Annotated in this window: 17 protein-coding genes and 1 tRNA gene; 12 read left to right on the forward strand and 6 right to left on the reverse strand. The window is 31.3% G+C overall.

The window, feature by feature from the left end; all coding sequences use genetic code 11:
- Nucleotides 1-86 precede the first annotated feature (86 nt).
- Together ACH2CG_RS03985 and ACH2CG_RS03990 are read right to left on the reverse strand one after the other, a co-directional pair.
- Nucleotides 87-164: transfer RNA gene (locus tag ACH2CG_RS03985), tRNA-Val, on the reverse strand.
- A gap of 73 nt (nucleotides 165-237) precedes the next feature.
- Nucleotides 238-1,458 (reverse strand): bifunctional folylpolyglutamate synthase/dihydrofolate synthase, encoded by a 1,221-nt coding sequence (locus tag ACH2CG_RS03990; RefSeq protein WP_395062424.1) that lies wholly within the window; start codon nucleotides 1,456-1,458, stop codon nucleotides 238-240.
- Nucleotides 1,459-1,584: 126 nt separating this feature from the next.
- On the opposite strand from ACH2CG_RS03990, the gene ACH2CG_RS03995 reads away from it, so the two are divergent.
- Both ACH2CG_RS03995 and ACH2CG_RS04000 read left to right on the forward strand, forming a co-directional pair.
- Entirely contained in the window at nucleotides 1,585-2,295 is a 711-nt protein-coding gene (locus ACH2CG_RS03995; protein WP_395062426.1) for a MotA/TolQ/ExbB proton channel family protein, read from the forward strand.
- Nucleotides 2,279-2,674: an ExbD/TolR family protein gene (locus tag ACH2CG_RS04000; protein WP_395062428.1), complete on the forward strand. Its 396-nt coding sequence runs from the start codon at nucleotides 2,279-2,281 to the stop codon at nucleotides 2,672-2,674. The genes ACH2CG_RS03995 and ACH2CG_RS04000 overlap by 17 nt, the downstream gene beginning before the upstream one ends.
- A 147-nt stretch (nucleotides 2,675-2,821) precedes the next feature.
- Here the strand turns inward: ACH2CG_RS04000 and ACH2CG_RS04005 are convergent, their stop codons facing one another.
- The 4 genes from ACH2CG_RS04005 to ACH2CG_RS04020 form a co-directional block, all read right to left on the reverse strand.
- Nucleotides 2,822-3,826: an energy transducer TonB gene (locus ACH2CG_RS04005; RefSeq protein ID WP_395062430.1), complete on the reverse strand. Its 1,005-nt coding sequence runs from the start codon at nucleotides 3,824-3,826 to the stop codon at nucleotides 2,822-2,824.
- A 46-nt stretch (nucleotides 3,827-3,872) separates the two neighbouring features.
- Nucleotides 3,873-5,027: a Na+/H+ antiporter NhaA gene (nhaA, locus tag ACH2CG_RS04010; protein WP_395062432.1), complete on the reverse strand. Its 1,155-nt coding sequence runs from the start codon at nucleotides 5,025-5,027 to the stop codon at nucleotides 3,873-3,875.
- Nucleotides 5,028-6,254, reverse strand: coding sequence for a Glu/Leu/Phe/Val dehydrogenase dimerization domain-containing protein (locus ACH2CG_RS04015; RefSeq protein WP_395062434.1), 1,227 nt, complete (start codon nucleotides 6,252-6,254; stop codon nucleotides 5,028-5,030).
- A gap of 235 nt (nucleotides 6,255-6,489) precedes the next feature.
- On the reverse strand, nucleotides 6,490-7,551 hold the full coding sequence (locus ACH2CG_RS04020) for an anhydro-N-acetylmuramic acid kinase (protein ID WP_395062436.1): 1,062 nt from the start codon (nucleotides 7,549-7,551) through the stop codon (nucleotides 6,490-6,492).
- 86 nt (nucleotides 7,552-7,637) lie between these two features.
- On the opposite strand from ACH2CG_RS04020, the gene ACH2CG_RS04025 reads away from it, so the two are divergent.
- From ACH2CG_RS04025 to ACH2CG_RS04070, 10 genes are all read left to right on the forward strand, one after another.
- Entirely contained in the window at nucleotides 7,638-8,774 is a 1,137-nt protein-coding gene (locus ACH2CG_RS04025) for an acyl-CoA dehydrogenase family protein (RefSeq protein WP_395062440.1), read from the forward strand.
- 98 nt (nucleotides 8,775-8,872) lie between these two features.
- On the forward strand, nucleotides 8,873-9,550 hold the full coding sequence (locus ACH2CG_RS04030; RefSeq protein ID WP_395062442.1) for a Crp/Fnr family transcriptional regulator: 678 nt from the start codon (nucleotides 8,873-8,875) through the stop codon (nucleotides 9,548-9,550).
- Nucleotides 9,551-9,634: 84 nt separating this feature from the next.
- Nucleotides 9,635-10,051: a DM13 domain-containing protein gene (locus ACH2CG_RS04035; RefSeq protein ID WP_395062444.1), complete on the forward strand. Its 417-nt coding sequence runs from the start codon at nucleotides 9,635-9,637 to the stop codon at nucleotides 10,049-10,051.
- 1 nt (nucleotide 10,052) lies between these two features.
- Nucleotides 10,053-11,000: a hypothetical protein gene (locus ACH2CG_RS04040; protein ID WP_395062446.1), complete on the forward strand. Its 948-nt coding sequence runs from the start codon at nucleotides 10,053-10,055 to the stop codon at nucleotides 10,998-11,000.
- 94 nt (nucleotides 11,001-11,094) lie between these two features.
- Nucleotides 11,095-11,547 (forward strand): YHS domain-containing (seleno)protein, encoded by a 453-nt coding sequence (locus ACH2CG_RS04045; RefSeq protein ID WP_395062448.1) that lies wholly within the window; start codon nucleotides 11,095-11,097, stop codon nucleotides 11,545-11,547.
- Nucleotides 11,548-11,557: 10 nt separating this feature from the next.
- Nucleotides 11,558-11,941: a DoxX family protein gene (locus tag ACH2CG_RS04050; RefSeq protein ID WP_395062450.1), complete on the forward strand. Its 384-nt coding sequence runs from the start codon at nucleotides 11,558-11,560 to the stop codon at nucleotides 11,939-11,941.
- Nucleotides 11,942-11,985: 44 nt separating this feature from the next.
- Nucleotides 11,986-12,474 (forward strand): DinB family protein, encoded by a 489-nt coding sequence (locus ACH2CG_RS04055; protein ID WP_395062452.1) that lies wholly within the window; start codon nucleotides 11,986-11,988, stop codon nucleotides 12,472-12,474.
- Nucleotides 12,462-13,172 carry an NRDE family protein gene (locus ACH2CG_RS04060; protein ID WP_395062454.1) on the forward strand — a complete coding sequence of 237 codons (711 nt, stop codon included), beginning with the start codon at nucleotides 12,462-12,464 and terminating at the stop codon, nucleotides 13,170-13,172. Before ACH2CG_RS04055 ends, ACH2CG_RS04060 begins: the two co-directional genes overlap by 13 nt.
- The gene (locus ACH2CG_RS04065; RefSeq protein WP_395062456.1) at nucleotides 13,173-14,207 is read left to right on the forward strand and encodes a D-alanine--D-alanine ligase; all 1,035 of its coding nucleotides are present in this window, start codon (nucleotides 13,173-13,175) and stop codon (nucleotides 14,205-14,207) included.
- 96 nt (nucleotides 14,208-14,303) lie between these two features.
- A complete protein-coding gene (locus ACH2CG_RS04070; RefSeq protein ID WP_395062458.1) occupies nucleotides 14,304-14,942 on the forward strand; it encodes a hypothetical protein in 639 nt (212 codons plus the stop codon).
- The last annotated feature ends 47 nt before the right edge of the window (nucleotides 14,943-14,989 follow it).

Genomic DNA, 14,989 nt, shown 5'->3' on the forward strand with positions numbered 1-14,989 from the left:
CCCCGACCCCCTCGGTGTAAACGAGGTGCTCTGAACCAGCTGAGCTAATCGCCCGATAAGGTTAATTATCAGTAAATGAATAAAAGTGGTGGGCGATGAGGGGTTCGAACCCCCGACCCCCTCGGTGTAAACGAGGTGCTCTGAACCAGCTGAGCTAATCGCCCTTTTATCGTGATCATGATTTCTCATTAATCAGGGTGCAAATATAGGGCTTATTTTTAATTCTGCAAACATTTTTTATAAAACTTCTGCTACAACAAAAGTACTTCCTCCTATATATATGAAGTCTTGCTCACTTGATTTATTTAAAGTTTCTTGATAAGCATTTGAAACAGAATTATATACTTTTCCGATGAGTTGAAAATCTTTAGCTTTTTTTTGTAAAATTATTGCGTCTAATCCTCTTGGAATATTTGGTTTACAGAAATAATATTTGGCTTTTTTTGGGAAAAGAGGCAAGATTTCATCTAAATCTTTGTCATTGACTACGCCTAAAACGATATGTAATTGTTTAAATTTTTCCTTTTTGATTTGATTTAAAACAATCTTTAGTCCATGAGAATTGTGTGCCGTATCGCAAATTACTTTTGGATTGGTTTTTAGTTGTTGCCACCTACCTTCTAATCCGGTATTTTTAATCACGTTTAGAAGTCCAATTTTAATGTTTTCTAATGAAATTTTAAACTCGTTTTGATTTTGTAAAATTTTTATTGTTTCTTGGACTGTTTTTATATTATGAATTTGGTAATCTCCTAGAAGCGATGATGGGTGTGCTTCGGTTATTAAATCGGAAGCGAAGTAAATTTCTGAATTTGTTTCTTTTGCTTTTTTTAGAAATACATTTCTAGTTTCTATGGTGTATTCTCCTATTATTACTGGTATGTTGTTTTTTATAATCCCAGCTTTTTCGTAGGCTATACTTTCTAATGTATTTCCTAAAAAATGAGTGTGATCAAGGCCAATATTTGTAATAACGGAAATTAAAGGATTGATAATATTAGTTGAATCTAATCTTCCGCCCATCCCTACTTCTATAATGTTTATATCGGTTTTTTCTTTTACAAAATATTCGAAAGCTAGTCCAACAGTCATTTCAAAAAAACTTAGGTCATTTACTTCAAAGAATGTTTTATTTCTTGCTACAAATTCGCATACAAATTTTTCTGAAATTTCCACTCCATTTATTTTAATTCGTTCTCTAAAGTCTTTTAAATGTGGCGATGTGTAAAGACCAACTTTGTAACCAGCTTCTTGTAAAATCGATGCTAACAGATGCGATGTTGATCCTTTCCCATTTGTTCCTGCAACATGTATGCATTTCAAGTTTCTCTCAGGATGATTTAAGTGTTTTGAGAGTAGAATAGTGTTTATTAAATCTTCTTTATATGCCGATGCTCCTTGTAGTTGATATACAGGTAGTTGATTAAAAAGCCAATTTGTAGTTTCTTGATAGTTCATTACTTTTTTAATAAAAAAAATCTAAAACAAAATATTTTCCCAATTTTGTAGTTTAATATTGTATTAGAATTTATCTTTAGTGCAAAATTGGGATTATTTTATAATTAATACAAAAATACAATTTATATGATTAACTTTTTTCTTCAAGTCCAAAACGATACAATTGCTCAAGCTATAGGAGCAGTAATTGAAGGCACAGTAAAAACAAATGAAATTTCTGTTTTAGAGTTTATTTTTAAAGGAGGTTTTTTCCTTATTCCAATTGCTCTTCTACTTTTTTACACCTTTTATGTCATCGTAGAACGATATTTGTACATTCATAAAAGAGCGGTTATTGATCCAAATTTAATTCGTGATATTCGCGATAATTTAAATTCAGGCAATCTTGATGCAGCTGTTTCTATTGCAGAAAGAAATGGAACGGCATCGGGTTATGTACTTCGCGAAGGAATTTTAACAATAGGAAGACCAATTGCAGAAATTGAATCTAATATGGAGCGTGCTGCCAATATTGAAGTTGGTGAAATGGAAAAAAAATTAGGACAATTAGGATTGATTGCCGGTATTGCTCCAACATTCGGATTTATTGGAACTATTTCTGGAGTTATCAAAATTTTCTATAGTATTTCTCAAACAGAAGACATCAGTATTGGAAATATTTCGGGTGGTTTATATGAAAAAATGATTAGTTCAGGTGCTGGATTAGTCGTTGGTATTGTTGCCTATTCCGCCTATCACTTATTTAATGGAAGAATTGACAGCTTTGCATTAGGTATTCAAAAACAAGTATTAGATTTTGTTAATATAATTCAACGTCCAAATGGTAAAACGAAATAAACGATTTCATGCCGAAGTAGCAACTTCGTCTTTGAGTGACATCATGTTTTTCTTGCTTTTGTTTTTCCTTATTATATCAACATTAGCCAATCCGAACGTGATAAAAATGACATTGCCAAAATCAAAAACCAATGAGAAAACCAACAAACAACTCATTAGTTTATCGGTAACCGAAGACAAACGATTTTATCTTGACAAAGACGAAGTGGCTTTCGATCAATTAGAAACAACATTATTGTCTAAAATGGGCGATGCCAAAGATCAAACGGTTGTAATAAGAATTCCATTCAATCTTCAAGTTCAAGATTTGGTAGATGTATTGCAAATAGGAGTGAAGAACAAATTAAAGTTTGTTATAGCAACCAATAATTCCAAATAGATTAAAATAAGGAGCGAATGGTTTGGGATTTATCAGTTATCCATTTTCCTGCTTTCCGTTACAATAAAAAATGCTTCCAAACAATGGAAGCATTTTTTATTTTCTCTGCAATCAGGGCTAATTAACAAGACATTGAATATTTATAATCTAATTTTTAATTCCAAAATTGTAAATAATAGTTCCAACTTGTTTTTCATTACCATCTGGACTTGGGCTCCATTTTGTTTTTAAAGCTGCTTTTTTGGCTTCAGCCATTAAACAACTATCAGAATTAGTTGTTCCTCTATATCCTGGACTTGCATCTAAAGCATTTCCATTTTTATCAACAGTTATTTTTACAACTACTGTTCCATATTCATTTCCACAATTATAATCTGGTTGTGGTTTATTTAATGGTTTTCTATTTCCTAATGCATATCCAGAACCATTTCCAAGTCCATTTCCACTTCCGTTTCCTCCGCCACTGCCAGAACCACTTCCGGCTCCAGTTCCTGTACCGTTTCCAGTTCCAGTTCCGCCACCAGTTCCTCCGCCAGAACCACCACTTCCTGAATATCCAGTAGAATTTATATCGCCATTTGCACGACCTTGATTTCCAGATGTGCCACTATTTCCGTCACCACCTTTTTTGTTTCCTTTTAAGATATTAGCTAATGCATCATCTACTTTTCTAACTACGGGCTTTTTAACTTCAACAGGTTTAGTAATTTCAGGTTTTACAATTGGTTTCGGATTTTTTATAGGTTCTTTTTTTGCTATAACAACGTCTGTCTTGTCAGCATCACTATCTTCAGATATTATTGATTCTTCTGGTGTAGGTTGAGCTGCGGCTGCTTTGCTTACATTTTTCACATCCAATTCTTTGCTGTCAAAATTTTTCCCAGAACCAAAATCGGTATCACCAAAATTCACAGTAACTCCGCCACCGCCACCACCGCCAGCCATTGCTAGTAACTCTTTGTCAGATGGAGGCCAAAAGCGTATCAGAAATAAAATTAAAATCACACCAGTATAGACATAACTAGCAACTATTAAAGATTTTTTTTGGTCAGACATAGACGATTTTTGCAGCCTTCTAAATAGAAATGCCGAAAGTGCAATAACTACTAAAACAATTTTAACCGATAATTTTATTATTTTTATATCTGTCATACTCAATTCTATTTATGTTTTTAACGCTGAAATGTACTAAAAATTGTTAATCTTTCTCAATATTCTTTTCGTGTGATAGTATTTTATAAAGCCAAATAAACCCAATTACACCCGAAATTAATGACGCTATCAATATCATAAATTTAGAATTATTAATAATTTCATTGTCATCAAATGCTAGTAAGGTTACAAAAATTGACATTGTAAAACCAATTCCACCCAATAATCCAACTCCTATTATTTTTTTCCAATTCAATTCTTCGGGCAACGTTGTTAGTTTAGTTATTACTGCTAAATAACTAAAAGTTACAATTCCAATTGGTTTTCCCAATACTAAACCAAAAATGATGCCTAATGAATAATTTTCAGAAATAGTGTGTATTAAATCTTTTCCAATTACAATAGCTGTATTACTCAAGGCAAATAATGGAATGATTATAAACGCAACCGGTTTATGAAGATAATGTTGCAATTGATAAGAAACTGTTTTAGAACTTCCATCTCCAAACGGAATTGCAAACGCCAAAAGAACGCCAGTAATAGTAGCGTGAACACCAGAGTTTAGCATAAAATACCACATAAAAACACCGCCAATTAAGTAGGGAAGAAGTATCTTTACTTTCAATTTATTCATCACTAAAAGAATTCCAAAAATGGATAATGAAATAATTAGATTTATAAAATATATAGTTTTTGTATAAAAAACAGCAATTAAAACAATAGCTCCTAAATCATCAATAACGGCAAGTGCAGTAAGAAAAACTTTTAGAGAAACAGGCACTTTATTTCCTAATAAAGATAAAATTCCAATAGCAAAAGCAATATCTGTAGCCATTGGAATTCCAATTCCGTGTTGTGTTTTTGTGCCAAAATTAAAGGCAAAATAGAATAATGCAGGAATCAACATTCCTCCCAAAGCACCAGAAATGGGTAGAATTGCATCTCTTATTTTTGAAAGTTCGCCAATATAAACTTCTCTCTCTAACTCTAAACCAATTAATAAAAAAAAGATAGCCATTAAGCCGTCATTAATCCAATGTTCGGCACTATGGCTACCTATTTCAAAATGCCACATAGATAAATACGCTCTAGAAAATGCAGAGTTTGATATGATTAACGAAACTACAGTACAGATTAATAAAACTAATCCGCCAGCTTTTTCACTATCAAAAAAAGATTTAAATAATTGTGTGGCTTTCACTTATACTAATTGTTTCAATGCAATTTCAAATGCCGTTGCGCTGATGTTTTTCTTATCCGAATTTAAATTGTGTGCTCTTTCAATCGCTTTTTTAATAATTTCAGACGTATCGTAGAAAATAGCTTCGTCTGTCATTTGAACTTTTCGCTCCATGAAATAGGCAAAAACTCTTGCCATTCCACAATTGGAAATAAAATCGGGAATCAAACTCACTTTGCTATCAGTTTCTTCCATAATTGGTCCGAAGAAAATTTCTTTATCTGCAAACGGTACATTCGCGCCACAAGAAATCACTTCCAATCCTGTTGCAATTAAATTGTCTAATTGGTCTTTAGTAACTAATCTTGATGCAGCACATGGCGTAAAAATTTCAGCACCAATTGTCCAAATCTTTTTGTTGATTTCGTCAAACGGTATCATGTTTTCTGCAACTAATTTATTTCCGTCTTTATTTAAAAATAATCTTCTAATTTCTTCAAATGAGAATCCGTTTTCGTTAATAATTCCACCATCGCGGTCAATAATTCCAATAACTTTCACGCCCATTTCTGCCAAGTAAAAAGCAGCTGCCGAACCCACATTTCCAAATCCTTGAACGATGGCTTTCTTTCCATGAAAATCACCACCATAAGTATTGTAATAATGACGAACCGCCTCTGCAACGCCATAACCGGTAATCATATCGGCAACAGTATATTTTCTTAAAACATCTGGAGAGAATTTTGTATTTTCAATAACTTTAACAACACCTTGACGCAATTGCCCAATTCTGTTAATTTTATCAGCTTCTGTTGGTTTGAAATGTCCGTTAAAAACACCCTCTTGCGGATGCCAAACGCCACATTCTTCTGTAAACGGAATCACTTCATGAATTTCATCTACATTTAAGTCGCCACCAGTTCCATAATAACTTTTTAATAACGGAGAAACAGCTTTGTACCAACGTTGTAAAACGCCTTTTTTACGTGGATCATTCGGGTCAAAATTAATTCCCGATTTTGCGCCGCCAATTGCTGGTCCAGAAACTGAGAATTTCACTTCCATCGTTTTTGCCAAAGACAAAACTTCGTTCATATCCAATCCTTTTCTCATACGTGTTCCACCGCCAGCAGCGCCACCACGAAGAGAATTTATTACCGTCCAACCTTCGGCTTCGGTTTCAGTATCTTTCCAGTTAAAAATTATTTCAGGTTCTTTGTTTTCAAATTTTTTAAGTAGGTCTTTCATTGTGTTTAATCTGAACTTGTTTCAGATTCTGTTTTAGTTAGTTTAATCTGTTTGTGATGCAAATATAAGTTTTTTTGAAAGATTAAAATTTGAAAAGATTTGCATTTATACCTATGAAAAAGTGTGTAACAATACACTTTTTCATAGGTATAAATGTAAATAATGACACTTTTTCATATGAATAAATGTAAGTTAACACACTTTTCTATAGGAAAGTTAGATAAATATAAGATTTTTAGTAAATAATTCCAGAAGAATGATCCATCTTGGCACCAGTAACGCTACTCAAAACATTGATTTCATTTCTTAATTTCAAAACTCCTAAAAGAGAAAAAATTAAAGCTTCTTTATATTCTAATGTTTTGTTGTCAGGAATTATGATTTTGATAGTTGGTAAGTGAAATTGCATTCTTTCAATTAAAAAATCATTGTAAGCTCCACCACCAGTTATTAAAATTTTTCCGAGTTTTTTAGGTAATGCTAATGAAGTTTGCAAAGCAATATGTTCGGTAAAGGTATTCATTTTATCTTCAATTGCAATCGAATATTTTTCAATTAAGGGCAACACAATTTCTTTTACAAATTCAAATCCGAGTGATTTTGGAAATGGTTTTTTGTAATAATCTAATGCATTTAATTCGTTTAGTAACTCCAAATTTACTCTTCCAGAACAAGAAATTTTTCCTTTATCATCATAATCTAAATCTAATTTATTGGCATAAAAATTCAAAACAGTATTTACTGGCGAAATATCAAAAGCAATTCGTTGGTTGTTTAATTCGAATGAAATATTAGAAAACCCACCCAAATTCAAACAATAATCATATTCAGAAAATAGAATTCTATCGCCAATTGGTACTAATGGTGCACCTTGACCGCCAAGTTTTACATCTTGAACTCGAAAATCGCAAACTACTTTTTCTTGAATGATTTTGGCAATTTTAGGAAGATTTCCAATTTGTAAAGTAAATCCGTTTTGTGGTTGGTGTAAAATGGTATGTCCGTGTGAACATACCGCATCAATATTTTTTATTTTATTATTTTCAATAAATGATTTTATTATGTTTCCTAAAAGGTCGGTATAATCTTCGTTTAATTCAATCAATTCGACTTCCGAGAAACTTACTGCAACTTTCAATTTGTTTAACCAATCTATAGGATAAGATACGGTTTCGTTTTCGAGGATTTCGAACGACCATTTTCCGTTTTTTATTGTGAAAATACTATGTGCCAAGTCAATTCCATCAAGCGATGTGCCACTCATTACTCCAATAATATTATAGGTTTCTTTAAACATTGGCTAAAATTACGAAAACGTTTGAAATTTAATATTTAATAATTACTTTTGTGCTCTAAATTTAAGAACAAATAATTAACAAAAATATGGATTTTAATCTAACCGAAGAACATTTAATGATTCAACAAGCTGCTAAAGATTTTGCTGTAGCAGAATTGTTACCTGGAGTTATTGAAAGAGACGAACATTCTAAATTTCCTACAGAACAAGTCAAAATGATGGCTGACTTAGGTTTTATGGGAATGATGGTTGATCCAAAATATGGCGGTTCTGGTTTAGATAGCATTTCGTATGTTTTGGCAATGACCGAAATTGCTAAAGTTGATGCTTCTGCAGCTGTAATCATGTCGGTAAACAACTCGTTAGTTTGTGCCGGAATGGAAAAATATTGCAACGAAGAACAAAAAATGAAATATTTAGTGCCACTTGCAAAAGGTGAAGTTATCGGAGCTTTTTGTCTTTCTGAACCAGAAGCAGGAAGTGATGCAACTTCGCAAAAAACTACTGCAATTGACAAAGGTGATTACTATTTGCTAAACGGAACAAAAAACTGGATTACAAATGGTTCAACAGCTTCAACATATTTAGTAATTGCTCAAACCGATGTTGAAAAAGGTCACAAAGGAATCAACGCGTTTATTGTTGAAAAAGGTTGGGAAGGCTTTGATATTGGTCCAAAAGAAAGAAAAATGGGAATTCGCGGAAGCGATACACATTCGTTATTATTTAATGATGTAAAAGTTCCAAAAGAAAATAGAATTGGTGCTGATGGTTTTGGTTTTTCATTCGCAATGAACGTTTTAAATGGCGGAAGAATTGGAATTGCATCACAAGCATTAGGAATTGCTACTGGTGCTTATGAAATTGCTTTGAAATATTCTCACGAAAGAAAAGCGTTTGGAAAAGAGATTTTTAATCATCAAGCTATTGCATTCAAATTGGCGGATATGTATGTAAAAGTTACTGCCGCTAAATTATTAGTAATGAAAGCCGCTTGCGAAAAAGACGAAGGTAAAGACATTGCACATTCTGGAGCTATGGCTAAATTATATGCTTCTGAAATTGCTTTAGAAGTTGCAAACGAAGCAGTTCAAATTCACGGAGGAAATGGTTATGTTGCTGAATATCATGTGGAACGAATGATGCGTGATTCTAAAATTACTCAAATTTATGAAGGAACTTCTGAAATTCAACGTATTGTAATTTCTAGAGGATTGGTTTAAAATGAAGTGTTAATTATAATTCAAAGCCCTTTCAGTTTTTAATTGAAAGGGCTTTTTGTATTAGTTTTTTAATATATTTACAACTCAATTTAGTTACAATGTACGACGAGTTAAAATACTGGTATCTTCGAGATCACAAGCTTTTTTGGACATTAAGCATGTCGCAAATAAAGCAATTGTGCATTATTACAGGATTTAAAAAAGCTAATAAAGGTGACATTATTTATTTTTCTTCGTCCGATTTACCTCGTATTTTTTTACTCAAAAAAGGAAATATCAAAATCGTTTCTATTGATGAAGAAGGCAATGAAACCATAAAAGAAATTCTTCAAAAAGGTGATTTGTTTGGAGAATTATCTCTGGAAGCAGATGAAACTGTAAACGAATATGCCAAAGTTTTAACCGAAGAAGTGTCTATTTGTAGCTTTCTAATGTCTGATTTTGAGGATTTGTTGGTTCGGAATCCTACTTTAGCGTTGTCCTACACCAAATTTGTTGGATTGAAAATGAAACGTTTCAAAAACAATTATTCCAATTTGGTTTCTAAAGATGCTAAAACTCGATTGCTTACTTTTTTGAAAGATTGGGCAGAAAAAGAAGGAATTCAAGAGGGTAAAAAATATACTATAAATAATTATCTAACTCAAACGGATATTGCACAAATCATCTGCACCTCTAGGCAAACTGCAACTTTATTATTAAATGAATTAGAAGAAAAAAACCTAATTTATTACAATCGAAAAGAGATTATTATTGATGATATTTCAAAGTTGTAAAACTATTTACTTCCAATTGTAAACTAACCGACATTTCTGTTTTTCATAACAACTTATTTTTGTTTTAATAAAAACATAAACATTATGAAAAACTTCTTAATTCTACCTCTTCTACTTTTGTTCTTTGGCTGTGAAGAACAAGGAAATTTGACAAAAGATGGTTTTAATATCGCTTCGATTAATCAAGGTGCGATTTTAAAATACAATGGAAATTTTGTGCCAACATCAGGAATTTCGGTTACTGGACAAGTCAAAATTTATTTTGAAAACAACCAATATAAGGTTGAACTTGATGGTTTTACTATTTCTGATGGTCCAGATTTGAAAGTGTATTTATCAAAAGCAGCTACACCAAACGATTTTGTAAGTTTAGGAAATCTAACATCGGCAACGATATACAATGTGCCACAAGGAATTGATGTTGCCAATTATTCTCATGTCCTTATCCACTGTCAACAATACAATCATTTGTTTGCAATCGCTCAATTAATTCAAAATTAATATGAAATCAAAAAATCATAAATACCCGAAAAACAACTATAAAGTTATTTCTAAAAAGTTATTTTATTTCGTTTTAGTACTTTTTAGTTCAAATTTTGCTATTGCTCAAGGTTGCAGCGATGCCGGAATTTGCTCTGTCGGACATTCGTTTGATACGACCGAAAAAACAACAAAAAATATAATCGAAGTTGCTACAATCTTCGGAAAAGGTGAAGCCGATGTTACTTATTGGTCGCCATTTGTTTCCTACACTAGAAAAATATCCGATAGATTTTCATTAAATACCAAAGTTACTTTTTCGTCAGCTAATGGAGAATTTGGCACAAGAGCTACTTTTGGTGATGCTTTTCTAATAGGAAATTATACTTTTAAAGAGAAAAATAACAAGAAATGGAGTGCCATTTTTGGTTGGAAATTTCCTTTCACAAGTTCAAATAAAAAAATAAACGGCTACTCACTTCCTTTAGATTATCAGGCGAGTTTGGGAACTTTCGATTTGTTTTTGGGAACTAATTTAAAATATAAGAAATGGGATTTTAATGCCGTTCTTCAAATTCCGGTTTTCAGCAATAACAAAAATTCTTATTTCAAAGAGTTTTCTGGAACTTCCGATTTTCCTTCAACCAATTTGTTTCAACGAAAATCGGATGCTTTAATTCGTGCGACATATTCAATTAAAACAAAAAACGAAAAATTCACTTTCAAGCCCAACGTTTTATTCATTTATCATTTGGGACAAGATTCGTATGAAACTATTTTTGGACAACGAGAAACTATTTCGGGTTCCGATGGTTTGACCATAAATGGAAATTTAATTTCGGCATACAATTTCAATAAAAAAAACAGTTTAGAATTATCATTTGCAACGCCATTTGTGGTTAGAGATATTCGTCCAGATGGTTTAACGCGTAGTTTTGTAGCCAGTTTGATATATAAAATTGCATTTTAATTTGCTTTTTTTGTTCAAATGTAAACTAACGGACAAAACTATAATTTGGACTTACATACATTTGCTTCATCAAAATAACATAAACAAAAATATCATGAAGAAAATCATTTTTATAGTAATCGCATTTATTTCGATAACTACATTCGCTCAAACAGCTGCAAAAAGAGCAACCGCTTTTAATTTAGAAAAAGGTGTTGCCATTCAAGGATATGATCCAGTTGCTTATTTTACATTGAAAAAAGCGGTCAAAGGAAAAGCATCAATTACTTCAACTTATGAAGGTGTAGTTTATAATTTTTCATCACAAGCCAATAAAGATTTATTTCTGAAAAACCCAACTAATTATGAGCCACAATATGGCGGTTGGTGTGCTTATGCAATGGGAAGTTCTGCCGAAAAAGTAGAAATTGATCCAGCAACTTTTAAAATTATTGATAATAAATTATATTTATTTTATAATGCTTATTTCAATAATACATTAAAATCTTGGAATAAAGACGAAGTTAATTTGAAGAAAAAAGCAGATGTTAATTGGAAAAAATTATAAAATAAGTATCATGAAAAACCCTATTTTAATTTGGATTGTTAAACTCACCGCAGTTGTAATTCTAGTTCAAACATTGTATTTTAAATTTACTGGTGCCGAAGAATCAGTGTATATTTTTACAACTTTAGGCATCGAACCTTTTGGAAGAATTGGCTCTGGAATTGTCGAATTAATTGCCTCCATTTTAATTTTAATTCCGAGAACTACCTTACTTGGAGCAATTTTAGGATTTGGTACAATGCTAGGAGCAATTTTTTCACATCTGTTTATTTTAGGAATACAAGTAAAAAACGATGGAGGAACACTTTTTATTTTGGCAATAATTACGTTTCTTTGTTGTTTACTATTAATATACAATCAAAAAGATACTTTATTAAAGTTTAAATTAAACTAAATTGTACGTTATATCGTAAATATCAAAAACAAGATTTAATACCTATGTTAATTCCTTCTATTCAAAACACATTAAATGAATTGAGTGATTTATTGTCTCAATTGTCTAAAGATGATTACACATGTCCATGTCATGGATTGAGTAACGCTACAATTGGTGAGCACACACGTCATATTATTGAAATGTTTCAATGTCTTGAAAACCAATATGAAGGCGGAATTGTTAACTACGATAATAGAAAAAGAGATTATAAAATTCAAACCGATACTACATTTGCCAAAGAAACTATTGTTGCTGTAATTAATCAACTTGATCGACAAAATAAATCACTAAAATTACAGCAAATTGTTGATGGGGAAGAATTGCTAATAGCGACCAATTACAACCGAGAATTACTTTATAATTTAGAGCATTGCATTCATCATCAGGCACTTATAAAAGTGGCGGTTTTACAAAATGATTCCATTACAATCGACGCCAATTTTGGTGTTGCTCGTTCTACAATAGAATATAAAAAACAATGTGCACAGTAAGTTTTGTGGTTGCCAATGGCAAAACTATTATCACTTCCAATCGTGATGAAAAAGTACTACGACCAAGTGCGGTTGAACCTAAAAGTTACGTTGTAAATAATAAAAATATAATTTTCCCTAAAGATCCAAAAGCAGGAGGAACTTGGTATGCAATTACTGATAATGCAACCGTTTTAGTTCTATTAAATGGTGCCAATGAAAAACACCAATTAAAACCATCCTATAGAAAAAGTCGCGGATTAATTGTATTGGATATTATAAGTTCAGATTCGCCAATTGAACATTGGAGTGCTATTGATCTATTAGAAATTGAACCTTTTACTTTGGTGCTTTTTCAAGATTCTAAATTGTATCAATTGCGATGGAATGAAGTTGAAAAAACTACAACTAATTTAGATATTTCTCACAACCATATTTGGTCTTCAGCAACTTTATATCCTAAAGAAATTAGAGAAAAAAGAGCCAATTGGTTTCATGCCTATTTAGATACAAAACCCGAAGTTGACGAAACTGAAATGTTCAATTTTCACAGATATACCGAAGAAAAAAATCAAGAAAATGGCTTGGTAATAAACAGAAATGATTCGATGAAAACTCTAAGTATTACACAAGCAGTTATCGAAAAAAATAAAGTTGTACTTTCGCACTACGACTTGCAGCAACAAAAAGATTTTACCAATACTTTTATCACTATTTAATTGAAATTATTTATTCATAAACTCTTCAACTGGGAATATTGGCCGTTTCAAATTGTCTATATTCCTATTTATTTTTTGTGGGCATTTTATGGTCTAAAATCTAGAACCATTTTCTTTTTTAATGCTAGTAATCCAACAATAAAAAATGGTGGATTTATGGCCGAAAGTAAAAAAGAAATCTATGATATTATTCCACAAAAATATTATCCCAAAACGAATTTAGTTTTAGAAAAAAGTAACTTTGATACAGTAATTTTAGAAATTGAAAAGTCTCAAATAAAACTTCCATTTATTGCAAAACCAGATATTGGATTGCGCGGTTCAGCAGTTAAGAAAATCCACTCAATTACTGAGCTGAAATCCTACCATAAAAAAGCCAATTTTGATTATTTAGTTCAAGATTTAATTCCCTTTGAAAACGAAGTTGGTATTTTCTATGTTCGATTTCCTAGCGAAAAGAAAGGAAAAATTACCGGAATTGTCTCTAAAGAATTTCTAATTGTTGAAGGTGACGGAATTTCAAGTGTTGAAGATTTAATTGTAAGAAATCCTCGATATGCTTTACAATTAAAGATTTTAAAACAAGAATACGGATATCAATTAAGAGCTATTTTAATGAAAGGCGAAAAGCGAAATTTAGTACCTTATGGAAATCATGCTCGTGGTGCCAAATTTATTGATGCAAGTAATTTAATTTCAGATAAATTAACTAAAGTAATTGACGATATGTGTCAAGAAATACCAGAATTTTATTATGGCAGATTGGATGTTATGTATGCTAATTGGACAGATCTTGAAGATGGAAAAAACTTTGCAATTGTTGAAGTAAATGGCGCAGCAAGCGAGCCAACACATATTTATGACCCTAAACATTCCATCTTTTTTGCTTGGAAAGAATTGGCGCGACACATTACCTATATGTATAAAATTAGTGTAGAAAATCACAAAAAAGGATTTCCTTATTTAAATCATAAAGAAGGAATGAAAGAATATAAATTGCATTTGGAACAAAGTAATAAGATTGTAAATTTTTAATAACCCAAACTTTTTTGTCATTTCAACGAAGCAAAAATCGAATCAACTTATTTATATGATGTGATTTTTCCTTCGTCGAAATGGCTAAGTTAAAAAATGCTAAAACTCAAAAACATATTCGTCGGATTTCTAGTAAGTTTCATTGGATCAATTCCTTTGGGGTATTTAAATGTTGTTGGATATGAAGTTTATAAAAAATTAGGATTTGACCAAACAGTGTTCTATTTATTAGGCGTAATTTCAATTGAATTTTTTGTAATTTATTTCACATTGCTTTTTGCAAAACAATTAATGAGCAAACCAAAACTTATTAAATTTATTGAAGCTTTTTCAATTATTTTTATGTTTATTTTGGCTTATATTTTCTATTCAAGTGCCAATTCTAAAACAAATAATAATACTATTTTAGATCATTATATTGGCTATTCCGCCTTTATTGTTGGAGTAATTTTAAGTTGTTTAAATTTTATTCAAATTCCGTTTTGGATGAGTTGGAATTTGTATCTATTGAATGCCAAATACATTGAAGTTTCAAATTCAAGAAAATATTTCTACGTTTTTGGAACTGTTGCTGGAACTTTCTCTGGAATGTTAGTTTTAATTTTCTCTTTAAATTTTATTACCAATCAAACCGATTTTCTAGCTAAATATCTAATGAAATTTATAATTCCAATAGTTTTTGCAGGATTAGGTATTTTTCAAAGTTATAAGTTTTATAAAAAATATTATAAGTAGATTTCATTTCTTATTTTTACAAAAAAAATAGATTTTGAAATCGAAAA

The organism is Flavobacterium sp., from assembly GCF_043778725.1.
In the GTDB taxonomy this organism is placed as follows: Bacteria; Bacteroidota; Bacteroidia; order Flavobacteriales; family Flavobacteriaceae; genus Flavobacterium.